13 protein-coding genes and 1 pseudogene are annotated in these 18,900 nt (G+C 58.9%); 8 read left to right on the top strand and 6 right to left on the bottom strand.

The annotated features are described in order from the left end of the window. Positions 1–6: 6 nt before the first annotated feature. The 5 genes from KBY02_RS10770 to KBY02_RS10750 all read left to right on the top strand — a co-directional run bounded on the left by KBY02_RS10770 (position 7) and on the right by KBY02_RS10750 (position 6,328). A complete protein-coding gene (locus KBY02_RS10770) occupies positions 7–1,143 on the top strand; it encodes a mannuronate-specific alginate lyase (protein WP_024643138.1) in 1,137 nt (378 codons plus the stop codon). 190 nt (positions 1,144–1,333) lie between these two features. Then, a complete protein-coding gene (locus KBY02_RS10765; protein WP_024643139.1) occupies positions 1,334–2,890 on the top strand; it encodes an MBOAT family O-acyltransferase in 1,557 nt (518 codons plus the stop codon). A 10-nt stretch (positions 2,891–2,900) separates the two neighbouring features. Beyond that, positions 2,901–4,076 (top strand): alginate O-acetyltransferase, encoded by a 1,176-nt coding sequence (locus KBY02_RS10760; protein WP_225650340.1) that lies wholly within the window; start codon positions 2,901–2,903, stop codon positions 4,074–4,076. A gap of 12 nt (positions 4,077–4,088) precedes the next feature. Beyond that, positions 4,089–4,757: an alginate O-acetyltransferase AlgF gene (locus KBY02_RS10755; protein ID WP_024640264.1), complete on the top strand. Its 669-nt coding sequence runs from the start codon at positions 4,089–4,091 to the stop codon at positions 4,755–4,757. A gap of 119 nt (positions 4,758–4,876) precedes the next feature. Next, positions 4,877–6,328, top strand: coding sequence for a mannose-1-phosphate guanylyltransferase/mannose-6-phosphate isomerase (locus KBY02_RS10750; RefSeq protein WP_003415201.1), 1,452 nt, complete (start codon positions 4,877–4,879; stop codon positions 6,326–6,328). 158 nt (positions 6,329–6,486) lie between these two features. Here the strand turns inward: KBY02_RS10750 and KBY02_RS10745 are convergent, their stop codons facing one another. Next, positions 6,487–9,270 carry an RHS repeat-associated core domain-containing protein gene (locus KBY02_RS10745; protein ID WP_225650333.1) on the bottom strand — a complete coding sequence of 928 codons (2,784 nt, stop codon included), beginning with the start codon at positions 9,268–9,270 and terminating at the stop codon, positions 6,487–6,489. Positions 9,271–9,333: 63 nt separating this feature from the next. On the opposite strand from KBY02_RS10745, the pseudogene KBY02_RS10740 reads away from it, so the two are divergent. Beyond that, positions 9,334–9,506: pseudogene (locus tag KBY02_RS10740) on the top strand (mannose-1-phosphate guanylyltransferase/mannose-6-phosphate isomerase); the annotation flags it as partial. A 124-nt stretch (positions 9,507–9,630) separates the two neighbouring features. Here the strand turns inward: KBY02_RS10740 and KBY02_RS10735 are convergent. Beyond that, positions 9,631–12,399 (bottom strand): RHS repeat domain-containing protein, encoded by a 2,769-nt coding sequence (locus tag KBY02_RS10735; protein WP_225650331.1) that lies wholly within the window; start codon positions 12,397–12,399, stop codon positions 9,631–9,633. Positions 12,400–12,610: 211 nt separating this feature from the next. On the opposite strand from KBY02_RS10735, the gene KBY02_RS10730 reads away from it, so the two are divergent. Beyond that, positions 12,611–13,075: a hypothetical protein gene (locus KBY02_RS10730; protein WP_004406770.1), complete on the top strand. Its 465-nt coding sequence runs from the start codon at positions 12,611–12,613 to the stop codon at positions 13,073–13,075. Between the two features lie 15 nt (positions 13,076–13,090). After that, positions 13,091–13,909, top strand: coding sequence for an SDR family oxidoreductase (locus tag KBY02_RS10725; RefSeq protein WP_024652089.1), 819 nt, complete (start codon positions 13,091–13,093; stop codon positions 13,907–13,909). A gap of 71 nt (positions 13,910–13,980) precedes the next feature. Here the strand turns inward: KBY02_RS10725 and KBY02_RS10720 are convergent, their stop codons facing one another. Genes KBY02_RS10720 through KBY02_RS10705 form a run of 4 tightly spaced genes read right to left on the bottom strand, consistent with a single transcriptional unit; the run spans position 13,981 to position 18,727 of the window. Further along, positions 13,981–14,841: an HlyD family secretion protein gene (locus KBY02_RS10720; protein ID WP_011266790.1), complete on the bottom strand. Its 861-nt coding sequence runs from the start codon at positions 14,839–14,841 to the stop codon at positions 13,981–13,983. A gap of 25 nt (positions 14,842–14,866) precedes the next feature. Continuing rightward, positions 14,867–15,070: a DUF1656 domain-containing protein gene (locus tag KBY02_RS10715; protein WP_225650329.1), complete on the bottom strand. Its 204-nt coding sequence runs from the start codon at positions 15,068–15,070 to the stop codon at positions 14,867–14,869. After that, positions 15,057–17,246 (bottom strand): FUSC family protein, encoded by a 2,190-nt coding sequence (locus tag KBY02_RS10710; RefSeq protein WP_011266789.1) that lies wholly within the window; start codon positions 17,244–17,246, stop codon positions 15,057–15,059. The genes KBY02_RS10715 and KBY02_RS10710 overlap by 14 nt, the downstream gene beginning before the upstream one ends. After that, positions 17,243–18,727 (bottom strand): efflux transporter outer membrane subunit, encoded by a 1,485-nt coding sequence (locus KBY02_RS10705; protein WP_116886568.1) that lies wholly within the window; start codon positions 18,725–18,727, stop codon positions 17,243–17,245. The genes KBY02_RS10710 and KBY02_RS10705 overlap by 4 nt, the downstream gene beginning before the upstream one ends. Between the last annotated feature and the right edge of the window lie 173 nt (positions 18,728–18,900).

Here is an 18,900-nt window from a genome sequence, read left to right as displayed (position 1 = left end):
TGACTTATGCAGACTCCTAAACTGATTCGCCCTACCCTGCTGTCGATGGCAATCCTGTCATCGATGGCCTGGGCCACGGGCGCATCCGCCGCACTGGTTCCACCCAAGGGCTATGACGCCCCGATCGAAAAAATCAAGACTGGCGATCACAACTTCAGTTGTGAAGCCATTCCAAAGCCCTACACCGACAAGCTGGTGTTCCGCAGCAAGTACGAGGGTTCGGACAAGGCACGCGCAACGCTCAATGCGGTATCCGAAGAAGCGTTCCGTGATGCGACCAAGGACATCACCACCCTTGAGCGTGGCGTCAGCAAAGTCGTGATGCAGTACATGCGCGACGGTCGTCCGGAACAACTCGATTGCGCGCTGAACATGATGACCACCTGGGCCAAGGCCGATGCGCTGGAGTCGCGCGAGTTCAACCACACCGGTAAATCCATGCGCAAATGGGCTCTGGGCAGCATGTCCTCCGCCTACCTGCGCCTGAAGTTCTCCGAGTCGCACCCGCTGGCCAATCGTCAGCAGGACGCGAAGATCATCGAAGCCTGGTTCAGCAAACTGGCCGATCAGGTGGTCAGCGACTGGAGCAATCTGCCGCTGGATAAGATCAACAACCACTCGTACTGGGCTGCCTGGTCAGTGATGGCAACCGCTGTCGCCACCAATCGTCAGGACCTGTTCGACTGGGCCGTGAAGGAATACAAGGTCGCTGCCAATCAAGTGGACAAGGACGGTTTCCTGCCCAACGAGATGAAGCGTCGTCAGCGTGCACTGTCGTATCACAACTACGCATTGCCACCGCTCGCGATGATTGCCAGCTTCGCCCAGGCCAACGGCGTGGATCTGCGTCCGGAAAACAATGGCGCCCTGAAGCGTCTGGGTGACCGGGTTCTGGCCGGCGTCAAAGACCCTTCGATATTCGCTGAACACAACGGCGAGAAACAGGACATGACGGACCTGAAGAAAGATCCGAAATTCGCCTGGCTCGAACCGTACTGCTCGCTCTACACCTGCAGCCCGGATGTGCTGGAAGAGAAACACGAAAAGCAGCCGTTCAAGACGTTCCGCCTGGGCGGTGACCTGACCAAGGTCTACGACCCCTCGCACGAGAAAGGCGACAAGGGCGATAACGACGGTTCGTGATTCACAGAGTTCTTTGTGGGAGCGAGCTTGCTCGCGAAGAGGCACGCCCAGGCGCTAAATCCGTAAGACCGGACCTCGCCTGAGCTGCTTCACCGACAAGCCGTAACGCGACGTGTTTTACCCCCCAATTTCAACGGGGGGTTTGGGGGGGCTTTGAGCCCTTGAATGTTGGACAAACGGAGAGATAAGGATGGTTTTCTCATCCAACGTGTTCCTGTTCCTGTTCATGCCGATCTTCCTCGGCTTGTACTATCTGAGCGGGCAACGCTATCGCAATCTGCTGCTGCTGATTGCCAGCTATATCTTCTACGCCTGGTGGCGAGTGGACTTTCTGGCGCTGTTCATCGGCGTGACCGTCTGGAACTACTGGATCGGTCTCAAGGTGGGCGCAGCAGGTGTGCGGACCAAGCCGGCACAGAAGTGGTTGCTGCTTGGCGTGATTGTGGACCTGTGTATTCTGGGCTACTTCAAATACGCCAACTTCGGCGTGGACAGCATCAACGCAGCCATGACCTCGATGGGTCTGGAACCGTTCATCCTGACTCACGTGCTGTTGCCGATCGGTATCTCGTTCTATGTCTTCGAGTCCATCAGTTACATCATCGATGTGTACCGCGGCGACACCCCGGCCACGCGCAACCTGATCGACTTCGCTGCATTCGTCGCGATCTTCCCGCACCTGATCGCCGGCCCTGTACTGCGTTTCCGTGATCTGGCCGACCAGTTCAACAACCGTACCCACACGCTGGACAAGTTCTCCGAAGGTGCCACGCGCTTCATGCAGGGCTTCATCAAGAAAGTGTTCATCGCCGACACCCTGGCCGTGGTCGCCGACCACTGCTTCGCCCTGCAGAACCCGACCACCGGCGATGCCTGGCTGGGGGCGCTGGCCTACACCGCGCAGCTGTACTTCGACTTCTCCGGTTACAGCGACATGGCCATCGGCCTGGGTCTGATGATGGGTTTCCGCTTCATGGAAAACTTCAAACAGCCTTACATCAGCCAGTCGATCACCGAGTTCTGGCGTCGCTGGCACATCAGCCTGTCCACCTGGCTGCGTGACTATCTGTACATCACCCTGGGCGGCAACCGTGGCGGCAAGGTCGCGACCTACCGCAACCTGTTCCTGACCATGCTGCTCGGCGGTCTGTGGCACGGTGCCAACGTCACCTACATCATCTGGGGTGCCTGGCACGGCATGTGGCTGGCGATCGAAAAAGCGGTCGGTATCAACACCAAGCCTTACAGCTTCAATGTGATTCGCTGGGCACTGACCTTCCTGCTGGTGGTCATAGGCTGGGTCATCTTCCGCGCTGAAAACCTGCACGTCGCCGGTCGTATGTACAGCGCCATGTTCAGCTTCGGCGAGTGGCAATTGTCCGAACTCAACCGCGCCAGCCTGACCGGTCTGCAAGTGGCAACGCTGGTGGTGGCTTATCTGACGCTGGCGTTCTTCGGTCTGCGTGACTTCTACCAGAACCGCGAAAAAGACACCGGCAAGAGCACCAAGGCCGACGGTCCTGCAACCGCTCAACCGGGCACCATCAAGGCAGTTCCTGGCGACGCGCCTGGCAGCCTGCATATGCCTGGCTACACCGTGGGCAGCGAAGCTCAGGTGCAACCGGCCTATTGGGAAGCCGACTGGCCACGTTACGCCATGCGCGCACTGATCCTGCTGCTGTTCGTGGCTTCGATTCTCAAACTTTCGGCGCAAAGCTTCTCGCCGTTCCTTTACTTCCAGTTCTGAGGAGCCTGACATGACCCGTTCATTACGAATCCTCTATATCGCCCTCTTTCTGGGCATTCTGCTGGTCCTCGGGATCTGGTCGCTGCGCAGTTTCAGCACCTTCTCGACGTCGGCGGAAACCACTGTGCTCAACGGCAAGTGGACCAAGGCGGCGGAAACTCATTACGACGATGAGTTCCCTATCAAGCGCCTGGGCACCAACCTCTGGGCGGCGCTGGATTTCAAACTGTTCAACGAAGGTCGTCCGGGCGTCGTGCTCGGCAAGGACCAGTGGCTGTACACCGACGAAGAGTTCGACGCGGTTGCCAACGGCGAGCAGAACGAAGCCGACAACCTGGCGATCATTCAGGGTGTGCGTGACGCACTGGAAAAACAGGGCACCAAACTGGTCCTGGCGATTGTTCCGGCGAAGATCCGTCTGTACCCGGAACACATCGGTAACACCAAGCCTGCCAGTCTGCACGCCGACCTGTATCAGCAGTTCCACGCCCAGGTGGCCAAGGCCGGGATCTTTGCCCCGGACCTGCTGGCGCCGCTGCAAGCTGCCAAGCAACAGGGCCAGGTTTTCCTGCGTACCGACACGCACTGGACGCCAATGGGTGCCGAAGTCGCCGCGCAGCAACTGAGCGCCGCGATTGCCCAGAAAACGCCACTGGAAGGCGAACCTGAGCAGTTCGTCACACAAGCCAAGGGAACCGAAGCCTACAAAGGCGACCTGACTACATTCCTGCCGCTCGATCCGCTGTTCAGCAACATGCTGCCCAAGCCGGACGAGTTGCAGAAACGCAGTACCGATCCGGTAGCAGGCGAAGCGGCAGGCGGTGACGCACTGTTCGCAGACAGCGACATCCCGGTGGGTCTGGTGGGCACCAGCTACAGCGCCAACCCTAACTGGAACTTCGTCGGCGCCCTGAAAGAAGCGCTGCGCAGCGATGTCGTCAACTACGCCGAAGACGGCCATGGCCCGATCCTGCCGATGCTCAAGTACCTGCAGACCGATGCCTTCAAGAACACCCCTCCGCAAGTGGTGATCTGGGAATTCCCGGAGCGCTACCTGCCAGCACACAACGATCTTGGCGAGTTCGATCCGAAGTGGATCGCCGAGCTGAAGAAATCGCGTGACACCCAAGAAAACGTGGCGCTCAACGCCAAACAATCCGAGTCGCCCAACCGGGCGCAAAACTGAGAGGACTGACTCATGACTTTCAACACTACTGCCAACCGTTCGGCCGCAAAACGCCTGTTCAAAACCTGCGCAATGGCCGCAGGTCTGGGCCTGATGTCCCTGCAGGCTTTCGCCGGCGACTCCGCCCTGTACGGCCCGACCGCACCAAAAGGCTCGACCTTCGTGCGTGTCTACAACGCCAGCAACGCCGAAATCAACGCCACCGTTGGCAACACCAACCTCAACGAAGTGGCGCCACTGGGCAGCACTGCGTTCAGCTTCATGCCGCAGGGCGACTACACCGCCAAGCTGGGCAGCCAGAGCCTGCCGGTGAAACTGGCCGGTGATCACTATTACACCATCGTCAACAACGCCAGCGGCAAACCACAGCTGGTCGAAGAGCCACCGTTCAAGAACAAGCAGAAATCCCTGGTTCGTGTGCAGAACCTGAGCGACAAGTCCCTGACCCTGAAAACCGCTGACGGCAAGACCGATGTGGTCAAGGCTGTAGCGGCAAAAGGCACCGGCGAGCGTGAAATCAACCCGGTCAAGGTCAGCCTGGCGCTGTACGACGGCGACAAGAAAGTCACCGATGTGAAACCTGTGGCACTGGAGCGTGGCGAAGCCGCTGTGCTCTACATCACCGGCAGCGGCAGCAGCCTCTCGCCAGTGTGGGTCAAGCCACCGGTCGCAACCCGCTAATACGGATTATGCCGGCCGGTTCAGGGCATCAGCACTGAACCGGCCCGCGCGGAACAAGAACAAGACAGAAACGACAGACACCTCGTACAGCCCTAATTGAATGCTTTTGGAGAAACAAAATGATTCCAGTTATCTTGTCAGGCGGTAGTGGTTCACGACTCTGGCCGCTTTCGCGTAAACAATTCCCTAAACAGTTCCTGGCGTTGACCGGCGAGCACACCCTGTTCCAGCAAACCCTGGAGCGTCTGGTGTTCGAGGGCATGCAGGAGCCTATCGTGGTCTGCAACAAGGACCACCGTTTCATCGTCAACGAGCAGCTCGCTGCATTGAACCTGGAAACCCAGGCGATCCTCATGGAACCGTTCGGCCGCAACACGGCACCCGCCGTTGCACTGACCGCCATGAAGCTGGTCAATGAAGGCAATGACGGCCTGATGCTGGTGCTGCCAGCCGACCACGTCATCGAAGACCAGAAAGCCCTGCAACGTGCACTGGCACTGGCAACCGTCGCCGCAGAACGCGGCGAAATGGTGCTGTTCGGCGTACCGGCCAACAAGCCTGAAACCGGCTACGGCTACATCAAGTCCACCGCCGATGCCCTGCTGCCGGAAGGCGTCAGCCGCGTGTCGCAGTTCGTCGAAAAACCTGACGAAAAACGCGCCAAGGAGTTCGTTGAAGCCGGTGGTTACTACTGGAACAGCGGCATGTTCCTGTTCCGCGCCAGCCGCTTCCTCGAAGAGCTGAAAAAGCATGATCCGGACATCTACGACACCTGCCTGCTGACCCTCGAGCGCAGCGTGCAGGACGGCGACGCGCTTGAAATCGACTCCTCGACCTTCGCCTGCTGCCCGGACAACTCCATCGACTACGCGGTCATGGAAAAAACCCAGCGCGCCTGCGTTGTACCGCTGTCGGCCGGCTGGAGCGATGTCGGCTGCTGGTCGTCGCTGTGGGAAGTCAACGCCAAGGACGCCAACGGCAACGTCACCAAGGGCGACGTCGTCATCCAGGACAGCCGCAACTGCATGATCCACGGCAACGGTAAACTGGTGTCGGTGATCGGTCTGGACAACATCGTGGTCGTCGAAACCAAGGACGCGATGATGATTGCCCACAAGGACAAGGTCCAGGGCGTCAAGCAGATGGTCGCCACCCTGAACGAACAGGGCCGCACCGAGACCCAGAACCACCTCGAAGTGTACCGTCCGTGGGGCTCCTACGATTCGGTGGACATGGGCGGTCGTTTCCAGGTCAAGCGTATCTCCGTCAAGCCGGGCGCCTGCCTGTCGCTGCAGATGCACCACCACCGCGCCGAACACTGGATCGTGGTATCCGGTACTGCGCAGGTCACCTGTGACGAGAACGTGTTCCTGCTCACTGAAAACCAGTCCACCTACATCCCGATCGCCTCGGTCCATCGCCTGCGCAACCCGGGCAAGATCCCGTTGGAAATCATCGAAGTGCAATCGGGCAGCTACCTGGGCGAAGACGACATCGAGCGTTTCGAAGACATCTACGGTCGCTCGAACGCGCTTGAAGCGGGTGTGAAAACACAGACAATCGCTCGCTGACAGACGCTTTTAGCTGCAAGTGAGACAGCCCTCGGCAACACGTTGCGTAGCCTTACCCGCAACGTGTTGTCGAGGGCTTTTTATCGTGAGATCCAGACCATCATTGCCCTGTAACAGATGGTTCTCATATTCAGGTTGCTCATACGGCCTCACCGGCGCTATTTCCATGAGTGGCTGCCTCCCATGTTTATGAAGTTCGAGAGTGGCATTCTTTTTTGGGCTTCTGCCTGATAACGCTTCGGGTTTTTTAATGGTTTACCTTTAATATGGTGATCGATCATCGTTGAAAACAGCTTGCTCAGCCCGCGCCCCTCTTTAAGCAATACCTCTGTGAACACCCTGGGCCCCGTGACAGCAGAAACGATTCTCATCCTGTCATTCACATCGGCGGTGCTACTGAGCACTGCGCCAAGGCCAGTCTCACGATAAACGCTGTACCGGTCGACGATCTCCTTTTCCAAGGTGCTCAGCACCGGATTGTTGGCAGGTGACGCGAACGAATTATTGTTAATCACGATTTCATCCCGGTTCCAAGGTGTGTCCGTCGGGCGCATCGTGAAAATCCTCTTGGGCTTGGGAATGAAATCGGTATCCCTGACACCGCGCTTGAACATGTCGTCCGTGTCCGAATAAATACCGCCATAATGGTTGATCAAGCTGTAGCGAAGCACGTCACTGGATGCAGAGTAGTGTCGAGGGTCATCCCCATACAAATCCTTATAAATCTCGTACGACGGGGTTTTCTGGAATTTTCTGAAAAATTCTTCTTCCCTGAGATCGGAAATATGGACGTTCCTTCGCCCGCGCAGCGCTGCAACTATTTCCGTTTCATCACCCTTTCGCAGGTCCAGATGCAGATGCAGCGTCAATTGATAGTCAGGGTTCAGCACAGAAGTGTTTTCAATCCCTCCCAGGTGCTTCATCAGTGGTTCCGCAGCGCCCAACCAGATGTAATGAATATGCTTGGGGATTTCAGCGACTTCTCCCGCAGCGTCGATGAAGGTGAGCGGATTGTTTCTCAACATACCGTATAGATTAAGCCCGTCTTCAAGCCCAGCCGGGTCCGGATTGATCCAGCGCTGTAACCACGGCGCGTAATACCGCATCCCGTAATAATAAAGCCCCGTCGCATCGCGTTCCTTGCCCGAGTAACGCACGGTCTTGTAGTTCGCTTCGATGGCATTTCGACCTGCCCACCATGATGTTCCGCCAAACGGGTAGTAACTTTCCTGACTGATCAGTTGCCCCTGCGCGTCCAGTTCAAGCGTGCCGGACCCCAGGTGGTCGTTCACTGTGTAGCGAGTCTGATCATTTTCAAGCGCGTCGGGCTTTCCAGACGCCCAATGCAGCACGCGCACGTTATTGCGCCCGGCCTGGGCCACAACAACGTGCAGGGTTTCGCCAGTGGCCGTATCGGTACGGATTTCAAGACCGGGCAGGTAACGCACATCGGCCGTATGGGTAATGGTTTTGGCTTGCGTGGTACGCACCTTGCGCAGGCGCTGGCCGCTGGCGTCGTAGCTGTAGCGTTCGCTGTCATCATTGCCGGATTCACGAACCACTGGACGCACTTGCTGCAGCTGGTTGCGTCGATCCCAACTCAGATCTTGCCCGGCTTGCAGGGCGAGCAAATTGCCATTGGCGTCGAAGGCTGCAGCAATTTCAGCTTCACCGGGTATATGGTCATTGATCACCGGCAGACTGCGGTTGCTGTAACGCGCAGTCACCAGCGTTCGCGAATGGGACTGCGCGCCTGTATGGGTAAGCTGTTGCAGGTTGCCACCCGCGTCGTAGCGGTAGGTCTGGGTGTAATTGGCCAGTTGCGCAGGGTCGGCAGGGCTTTGAAAACCCGGAAACACCGGACCGTGATTGACGACCGCTGATTCCCGACCTGTGGCTTCGATCAGTTGGTACAGCGTGTCGTAGCCATAGGCCGAAACAGGGTCGATGCGCTGATTGCGGTTATAAGCCGTTGACTGAGCGCGGTCCTCGATACGGATGACATTACCGACCGGGTCGTAGTCGTACAGCAAGTCCTGCAGCATCAGCCCATCGGCCCGTCTGGCACTCAACGCCAGCAGACGACCGTCTTCAGTGGCATAGAGCGCCGTGCTGATCACACCATTGCCAGCCGTTTCCGACACCACCCGCTGCTGCGCGTCGTATTGAATGGCACTGACCAAAACCTGTTCAGCCTGACAGTTCAGTTGCAAACGACTGTTTTTCAACTGCCCCGCAACGGTGTAATCCAGCAACTGAACATTGCCCTGCGCATCGATTTGCCGAATTGTTTCGTTCAACGGGTTGTAGTGCCAGCAGGTGGTTGCGCCGTCGCCGGGTTCCAGCAAGACATCACGCCCGGTCAGCGACTCGGGCCAGTCAGGCTCATTGGCAGAGTGCAGAAAGCGCCGCGTTTGACGAATAACACTTCCCGAAAGACCGTACGCATCATCAAGCCGCGTGCCTGCCGGATCATCATGACGAATCAACTGACCGCACTGGTTATACACGGTCGAATCAGGGCCGCCATAAAGCAGGCGCTCGACGCAGTGCTCATCTTCAAAAACCTCGGTGGGCCTGAGCAGCGCATCGTACTCAGTACGTCGCACAATGCCCCGGCCATCCCAGGCCTCCAGCACCTGCCCGGCCTCACCCGCCAACAACACCCGCCAGCCCGCGTCCACACTGTCGCTGGCCAGAACCTGACCGCTGAGCGAATGAATGACGCTGAGATTGGCAGGTGCCCGATCAGCCCACAGGCGCGGATCCCAGCTCATCGACGGACGACCCGCGACATCAAAGGCCGTATGACTGTGCCTGGCCTGCGGTTCTTCAGCAGGCTTCAGACGGCAGAACACGACTGAACCGGTCAGCAGCCGACGCGGATCTACCACCTGTAGATGCGGGGTGTAACGGTGCAGGACAGCGCTCGTAGCATTCATGGTTCAGTCATCCTTGATCCGACTTGCCAGGTAGTGCACTGAATACTTTTTCAGCTTGAAACCATCACGATTGACTCGGCACATAGACTCACAACCCGGGCGAGATCCCGTTGGAAATCATTGACGTGCAATCGGGTAGCTACCTGGGCGAAGACGATATCGAGCGTTTCGAAGATAGCTACGGTCGTTCGAACGCGCTGGAAGCGGGTGTGAAGACCCAGACTATCGCTCGCTAACAGACGCTTTTAGCTGCAAGTGAGACAGCCCTCAACGGCTCTTTGTGTATATTGATATGCACAGAGAGGTGTTGAGGATTTTTTAATTTATTTCATTCTCAAACTTCACCGCGTAGTAGAAACGCTATCCGGCGGTCTTTTTATTAAGCACCCGCTGCATAAGACTTCGCTTTTTCCCAAAAGAAGCCGTTCCTTGATCAATATGTTTTTGCACAGAAATTTTTGTTTGTGCAACACGGTTTAAAAAAGCGTCTATCTCCGCGTCCTTCAATGTCGAACCCGACTGAGCAATAATCTTCCGCCACTCCCCCCCTCCGACACTGTTAAATGCGGCCCATCGGTCCACATCAAAAACGCTCAGAAGGTCTATATTTTCAAGCGTGTACGCCTGATTGTTTATTGTTGAGAACGTCGATTCGTGATCTATCAGATACACACTGCCGTCCTGCCGCCAAAGTTGATTACCTGAATTGTCATCTATTTGATTCACCAGGTAGTAAAAAAATTTGGCATCTTCCGGAAACTTAACTCCCGAAGTTGTGTTTTTTTTCCCACCTACGATCATTTGCTGAACCGCTATTTTTGCCTTGGCGATGGTGGGAGGAACAAGGTTTAGCTTTAATTTATGACTTACTATAAAAGCCAACTCCTCACGCTGAGCGCCCGTACTAAAATTTACTTTTTTAATGATTAACTTAATACTGCTATCCGGCACATCCATTGTCAATAGCGTATTATTAAGCCTATTATCAAATCTTTTGGCATCACTTATTTTTGTAACCCTCATCAATGAAACCAGCCACTCATTTATCGATGCTACATCGTTGAAAGCTCGCGCATCACGAGCTAGAGTTTGAGCCTCTAAATAGGAGCCGCTGCGGATTGCTGCCAATACCTTCGGATTATTTAGTTTTTCAAAAGGGAATGGTGTCAACCCGCCGATATCGACAAACACAATCGGGCTGTTGGCACTGAAATTAAAAAAATTCAAACCGCTTTCAACGCCCTCCGGGTCCGGATTGATCCAGCGCTGCAACCACGGCGCGTAATACCGCATCCCGTAATAATAAAGCCCCGTCGCATCGCGTTCCTTGCCCGAGTAACGCACGGTCTTGTAACTCGCCTTGATCGCACTGCGCCCCGCCCACCATGACGTGCCGCCGAACGGGTAATAACTTTCCTGACTGACACGCTGCGCCTGCCCGTCCAGTTCCAGCGTGCCGGACCCCAGGTGGTCGTTCACTGTGTAGCGAGTCTGATCATTTTCAAGCGCGTCGGGCTTTCCAGACGCCCAATGCAGCACGCGCACGTTATTGCGCCCGGCCTGGGCCACAACAACGTGCAGGGTTTCGCCAGTGGCCGTATCGGTACGGATTTCAAGACCGGGCAGGTAACGCACATCGGCCGTATGGGTAATGGTTTTGGCTTGCGTGGTACGCACCTTGCGCAGGCGCTGGCCGCTGGCGTCGTATATATAGCGTTCGCTGTCGTCCGCAGCGTCATCGCGAACCACTGGACGCACTTGCTGCAACTGGTTGCGCCGGTCCCAGCTCAGGTTTTGCCCGGCTTGCAGGGCGAGCAAATTGCCATTGGCGTCGAAGGCTGCAGCGATTTCTGCTTCATCGGGTATATGGTCATTGATCACCGGCAGACTGCGGTTGCTGTAACGCGCAGTCACCAGCGTTCGCGAATGGGACTGCGCGCCTGTATGGGTAAGCTGTTGCAGGTTGCCACCCGCGTCGTAGCGGTAGGTCTGGGTGTAATTGGCCAGTTGCGCAGGGTCGGCAGGGCTTTGAAAACCCGGAAACACCGGACCGTGATTGACGACCGCTGATTCCCGACCTGTGGCTTCGATCAGTTGGTACAGCGTGTCGTAGCCATAGGCCGAAACAGGGTCGATGCGCTGATTGCGGTTATAAGCCGTTGACTGAGCGCGGTCCTCGATACGGATGACATTGCCAACGGGATCGTAGCCGTAGAGCAAGTCCTGCAACATCGGCCCATTGCCATGCCTGGCATTCAACTCCAGTAGACGACCGTCTTCAGTGGCATAGAGCGCCGTGCTGATCACACCATTACCAGCCGTTTCCGACACCACCCGCTGCTGCGCGTCGTATTGAATGGCACTGACCAAAACCTGTTCAGCCTGACAGTTCAGTTGCAAACGACTGTTTTTCAACTGCCCCGCAACGGTGTAATCCAGCAACTGAACATTGCCCTGCGCATCGATTTGCCGAATTGTTTCGTTCAACGGGTTGTAGTGCCAGCAGGTGGTTGCGCCGTCGCCGGGTTCCAGCAAGGCATCACGCCCGGCCAGCGACGCGGGCCAGTCAGGCTCATTGGCAGAGTGCAGAAAGCGCCGCGTTTGACGAATAACACTTCCCGAAAGACCATACGCATCGTCAAGCCGCGTACCTGCCGGATCATCATGACGAATCAACTGACCGCACTGGTTATATGCGGTCGAGTCAGGGCCGCCATAAAGCAAGCGCTCAACGCAGTGCTCATCTTCAAAAACTTCGGTGGGCCTTAGCAGCGCATCGTACTGAGTACGTCGCACAACGCCCCGAGCGTCCCAGGCTTCCACTACCTGCCCGGCCTCCCCCGCCAGCAACACTCGCCAGCCAGCGTCCACACTGTCGCTGGCCAGAACCCGACCGCCGAGCGAATGAATGACGCTGAGATTGGCAGGTGCCCGATCAGCCCACAGGCGCGGATCCCAATGGCTGACAGGTCGACTGGCAAGGTCGAATGACGCCTGGCTGGTACGGAGTTCCGGCTCGTGGTCGATGCTTGAGCGATGCAGCAAAATCGACGCCACAGGCAAGCCACGCGGGTCCACCAACTGTAATGCCGGCGTGTGCTGATGAAGGGCAATCGAGCGTTCAACCATGACTGGCACCTGCATAAGTCCGACGAAGCTGGAAGATTCCGCGCTGTCCCACACTCTAGATAAGTGGGGCCGTAGCGCCTACTGACACTTATGACAGTGGAACAACAAGGGCAGACTGCAGCGCTCTCCGCGCCGATGCCTTGCCCATTGGTCAACGCCTGCCCAATGTCTGTAGTATCTCTGACATTGCATCTTGCTGGAGACCCGCCGCATGTTGATCGGCATCCTGTTAATCCTCACCTGGCTGATCCTTCTGCTCCGTTATCCGGCGAAGGCCCTGCCCGTCTCGCTGGCTGCCGCGGTCGCGCTCGGCGCGGTGGCGGCCATCGTCATCTGGCAGGACAGTCGGGAAACACGCCAGCTTGAGCGTCTGGATATCCGCCTGAGTTACGATCCGCAAGGCTGCCCGGCAGATCGTCCGTTGCAGGTCAGCATCACCAATACCAATCAGGTCACCCTGCAGGAACTGCGTTGGCGTATCGCGGCCTATGCGCCCGGGGATTCGGTGAATCTGACCGACAACACCTACGCGTCCGCACGCTATCGCGGCCCCGGTGAACTTCAGGCCAATGGCACGTGGCAGGATTGCGTGCCGGTGCCGGCACTGCGTAACGGGTACCGCCCGCAAACCCTGGAATTTCGCGCAGAACATCTACAAGGCAGTTTCTCGGACTGACCACAAGGATCTCCCATGCCCATCGCTTTGATTACAGGCTGTTCCAGCGGAATCGGCCGTGCTCTGGCCGACGCGTTCAAGGCCACCGGCTATGAAGTCTGGGCCACTGCGCGCAAAGCCGACGATGTCGCGGCACTCAGTGCAGCCGGTTTCATCGCCGTACAACTGGACGTCAACGACAGCCTGGCGCTGGAGCAACTGGCCGCCGGTCTGGCGCACAGCGGCCTGGATGTGTTGATCAACAACGCGGGCTATGGCGCGATGGGTCCCCTGCTCGACGGCGGTGTGCAGGCCTTGCAGCGGCAGTTCGAAACCAATGTATTTTCCGTGGTGGGGGTGACCCGGGCGTTGTTTCCGGCACTGCGCCGCAACAAGGGTCTGGTGGTGAACATCGGCAGCGTATCCGGCGTGCTGGTCACGCCGTTCGCGGGGGCTTATTGCGCCTCCAAGGCGGCGGTGCATGCGCTCAGTGATGCACTGCGTCTGGAACTGGCGCCGTTCGGCGTACAGGTGATGGAGGTTCAGCCCGGCGCGATCGCGTCGAGCTTTGCACAGAACGCCAGCCACGAAGCCGAGCAGTTGATCAGCGAACAATCGCCGTGGTGGCCGATTCGCGAAGGCATTCGTACACGCGCCAGGGCTTCTCTGGACAATCCTACTCCCGCCACGGAATTCGCTCGCGACCTGCTCAAGGCCGTGCAACACACCCATCCGCCGCGCCTGCTGCGCCTGGGCAACGGCTCACGCCTACTGCCGCTGATGGCGTGGTTGCTGCCCAAAGGGCTGCTGGATATGGGCCTGAGAAAACGCTTTGGGCTGAACGCTGATCTGTAGCCGAGCCTTGTCACTATCGTGCCAATGCTCCGCGTTGGCATGCCGTTCTGGACGCTCTGCGTCCTCAAGTATCAGCCGTCTACCGGCCTGACAATCACCGTGCAGGTCATCCCCGCCGCCAGCAACACATCCTGCGGTACTTGATCGAGGTGGATACGCACCGGCACGCGCTGGGCCAGGCGCACCCAGTTGAAGGTCGGGTTCACGTCGGCGATCAGTTCTCGGCTTTGCGGGTTGTCACGGTCGTAGATGCCGCGGGCGATGCTTTCGACATGGCCCTTGAGCACCTCGCCGCTCATCAGTTGCAGATCCGCAGGGTCGCCCACTTTCAGGTGCGGCAACTTGGTTTCCTCGAAGAAGCCGTAGACCCAGAACGAGTTCATGTCGACCACGGCCATCTTCGCTTCGCCGATGCGCGCATAGTCACCACGATGCACATTGAGGTTGGTGACGTAACCGTCCACCGCCGCCAGTACCCGCGTGCGGGACAGGTTGAGTTCGGCCGCCTCCAGTTGCGCCTGGGCCAACTGGTAATCGGCCAGGGCCGAGGTGGCAACGTTGCTCGCGTCGTCACGATTTTCTGCCGAGATGACCAGCTCATCCATATCGGCACGCCGCCTGGCATTCAGTTTGCGCATCTCCCAGGTCGCCTTGCGTGAAGCCAGCAACGCCTGCGCCTGCTTCACGGCGATCCGGTAATGCTCCGGGTCGATCTGCATCAGCAGATCGCCACGTTTCACCCACTGGTTATCATGCACCGGGACATCGACCACGGTGCCGGACACATCGGCAGCCACGTTGATGATGTCGGCGCGTACCCGACCATCGCGGGTCCAGGGCGTATCCATGTAGTCGACCCATAACGCGCGACCGATCCAGAGCGCGATTGCCAGCACCAGCAACGTGGCAAACAGACTGAAGAACTTTTTCATCCAGAGATTTTTCCCGACTCAGGCGTCAACGATAAAGGGGCAGCGCCAACGCGCCGAAGATGCAGATAAACAGACTCAGACGCAGCAGGGCCGGGTGCCAGAAATGCCGATACAGGTCATAACCGGCCAGCAGTCGATCCAGCGCCCATGCCAGAACCACGGCCAGCAGAAAGATCAGCGTGAGGGTCGGCATGTACAGGCCGTGGAAGGCTATTTCACGCGGCGGCATGGACGACTCCTGAAGCGGTTCGCGCAACGCTGTAAGCGGCCAGCGGCGATTGCGGGTCCAGCAGCGACGTGCGGATAAAGTGCAGGTAGCTTTTTACCCGGCGCAGCACCGACGTATCGAAATGCGAGGCGAAGGGTTCATCGGCCTCCTGCACCCGTTTGATGGCCTGATCGACGGCCAGCAGACAGCGCTGCAGATTGATCGCGTCAGGCTGGATGAACAGGCGCACCAAGGCGCGCCCCATGACTCGCAGCGCGATGCGCCAGGGCTGGTACTCGGCGTAGGCAGGGTGAATTGGCAGAATCGCCTGTTCATGGCGCAGCTCGATAATGGCGTGGCCGATTTCCAGCACCACGAACATCCAGCGCAACAGCTCGCGCTGTACCAGCGGTTTGCCGATCGCCAGGCCGTACGCCTGATGCATCAGGTCGCGAGTCTGGCTTTCGAAGCTTGAGCCCAGACGCTTGAGCGGCGCGCTGATCGCAAACACCACCTGATTGCGCAAGGCCTGCTCCAGGCGCCGCCACATCCAGCGGCTGTTGGGCGGCAGGATAATTGCCCCGGCAGCGGCACAGATCAGCATGCCGATGACCATCGCGATGTAATTGTTGATGAAGGTGTAGGGGTCGTAGACCGTCAGGTTGTCCGGCACCGAGCCCAGGCTGAAAAAAATCAGCAACCCCAGGCCGTATCCCGTCCACTGTGGACGTGAGCCCAGGTACGCGCCGAGCACAAACACCGGGGTCAACAGCAGGCACAGCAGCGGAAAACCGTCGATGTGCGGGAACAGAAAAAACGTTTCGAGAAAGCCCGACAGCGCGCCGAGCAATGTACCGCCGGCCATCTGCAGCGACATGCGCCTGGGGTTGTGGGTGGTCGACGACAGCGCAACGGTGGCCGCCGAGGCCAGGACCATGCTCGCGCCGCTGGGCCACGCCGTCAGCACCCAATACAGACTCATCAGCCCGACCACGCAGGTCGCCCGGGCGCCGGCTGCCAGCGCGGTCATCCAGTGGGTACGCGCTACGAACGAGCCCTTCCACTGTTCACGCTCATGGCTGTGGTCGGCCAGCGATGCGTGGGTTCGTGCGTAGTCGAGCAACTCGCTGAGCAGCCGGTACAGCAGCTCGAACGAGGTGTGAAAATCCAGTCGTTCGGCGTCGCTCGGCAGGGTGCGCTCCAGTTCGGCGCGCAGGCTTCTGACCTGCTCGGGAAACTGCGCCCTGTACGACTCCAGACGCGTGACCAGCAGCGCCGCGTCATCGTTGGTCAAGGCGCGGTCGGCGAATCCGTCGAGCAGCTCTGCAAGGTGTTCAAGGCCGGGATCGATATGCGTCAACACCTGATCGGCCTGTTCGAGACGCAGACGCTCGAGCAATTGGTGCAGGGCATTGAAGCGCGTGGTGACGGTCATGAATTCGCTGTTCAAGCGGTTGAGTCGACCGTTGCGGCGACGCATGTGCGGGTCTTCGAATACCGTGACGCTGCGCAGCCCTTCCAGGCCGATGGCTTCGGCCACAAAGCGTACGTTGCCAGTTTCGAATTCAGCGCGTGAAATGTCGCCGCGCAGGCCGTTGACCACGAAGCGCGCGAACCCGCCGAAGCGCAGATACAGCGCATTGCGCATCGCAGCGCTGGAACTCTGCGGCAGCACCGCGGCGCTGATGGCCGTGGAACACAGGATCCCCAGGGTGATTTCCAGTACCCGCCACACCGCCGACATGAACGAACCTTCCGGATGCGCCAGCGCAGGCAGCCCGACCATGGCTGCCGTGTACCCGGCCAGCACAAAGCCATAAGCGCGAAAGTTGCGATAGCGCGCCGCGCCGGCCGAACACAGGCCGACCCAGAGCGCGAGACTGCCGAGAAACGGCAGCGGATTCTGCGCAAACAGGGCCATCAACAGCACCATCATCGCCGATCCGGCCAGCGTCCCCAACAGGCGATAAAAACTCTTGGCGAACACTTGTCCGCTCTGCGGCTGCATGACGATGAACACAGTGATCATCGCCGTGTGCGGTTGCGGCAGTTCCAGGCGCAGTGCCAGCCAGTAGGTGAGAAACGCGGCGAGCAGCACCTTGAAGATGTAAACCCAGGTCACCCCGTCACTGCGCGCCCAACTGTGCAACTCGCGACGCCACGCCAGGTCGGTGATGCGTTGCAGAGCGGCGATCATTGCCCGCCCCCGGACTCGGCGGCGGTGTGTGCGGAATGACCATTGCCATCCCCGTCACCGCCCAGCGCCACCACCAGCCCGGCGTAGGCTTCCAGTCGCGCAGCCTCGACCTGTTGCTGAACCTGTTGCTGGCGGAACAGTTGCGTGCGCGCATTGAGCACGTTCAGGTAATCGGTCAGGCCGCGCTGCCAGGCGATCAGGGCAATGTCATAGGTCTTTTGTGCCGACGCCACCGATTCAGCGGCGAGCGCCTGCTGCTTGTCCATCGAGGCACGCCGAATCAACTGGTCGGAGACACTTTTCAGCGCCATCACCAGCGTCTGGTTGTAATGCGCCACGGCCTGATCATAAGCAGCCGACGCCCGCCCCAGCTCCGCCCGCAAGCGTCCAGCGTCGAAGATCGGCAGGCTGATGGCCGGCCCGACCTTGTAGCCCAGCTTGCTGCCGGTCAGAAACTCCAGCGCGCCGCCGCCCGTGGCCATGTAACTCAGGCTGCCGACCAGATCGACATTGGGATAAAAGCCGGCATGTGCAACGTCGATACCGCGTGCCTGCGCCGCCACCTGCCAGCGCGCAGCCACCACGTCAGGTCGCTGACCCAGCAGTTCGGCAGGCAGTGCCGAGGGCAATGTCAGTGCGGTGTGCAACGACAGCGCAGGCCGCTGCAAGGCCGCGCCCTGCCCCGGCCCCTTGCCTGCCAGCGCGGCCAACTGGTTGCGACTCAGGGCAATGGCCTCTTGCAGCGCGTCGATCTGCCGATGCGCCTCAGGCAGCGGGGTTTCGGCCTGACTGACGTCGAAGTGCGTACCGATCCCGCCCTTGAGGCGGCGCTGCGCCAGGTCGAGTATCTGTTGCTGCTGGGCCAGGGCCGCTTCGGCGATATCCAGTCGGGCGTAGTCGAGGGACAGCTGGATATAGGCGCGGACCACGTTTTCCTGCAATTCGAGCTGCGCCTGACGCTGCTCGGCAGCACTCACATGCGCCAGATCAACGGCCTGCTCGCTGGCGTTGCGTTCACGTCCCCACAGGTCCAGCGCGTAGCTCAAGCCCAGCGACGCATTGTTGTCCCAGGTGCGAGTATCGGCCAGCGCTCCGGGACCATAAAACTGATCCTCGGGCCAGTCGTGACGCATCAGGCTGGCGTTGCCCTGCAGTTGCACGGACTCGGCGGACTCGGCGACCTGCGCCATCGCCCTTGCCTGGCGCACCCGAGCCGCGGCAAGTGCCAGACTCGGGCTGCCCAGCGTCGCGATCTCGACCCAGCGGTCCAGTTGCGCGTCGCCGTAGGCACGCCACCATTGCGCTGCGGGCCAATGGGCGTCGAGGGCAGCGCTCTGAATCGCCTGATCGGTGACCAGGCTGTCAGCGTGCAGGAGACTGCCCTGCGATTTGATTCCATGTGTTCCGATACAGCCGCTGATGACCAGCGTAAAAGCCAGAATACCGACGGGCCAGAGCCCTCTGATGATGCGACGCGGCACAGCTGCAAGTTCCCGAACGAAGGTGACACACCTTGAATGGCGGCGATTCTAGGCGGCGCTCGATGCGGCGATAAGCAGGGAGATTTGTGAATCTTTGTTACTGAAACGGCGATAATCCTTTGGTCTGGATATATGCATCCGTTACTTCATGTCACAATTTGCCATCTACTCAG

The sequence above is a fragment of the Pseudomonas sp. P129 genome, assembly GCF_020312195.1.
GTDB lineage: Bacteria > Pseudomonadota > Gammaproteobacteria > Pseudomonadales > Pseudomonadaceae > Aquipseudomonas > Aquipseudomonas fragariae.
Note: the sequence above shows the minus strand (reverse complement) of the source record. Positions and strands in the feature narration are given on the sequence as shown.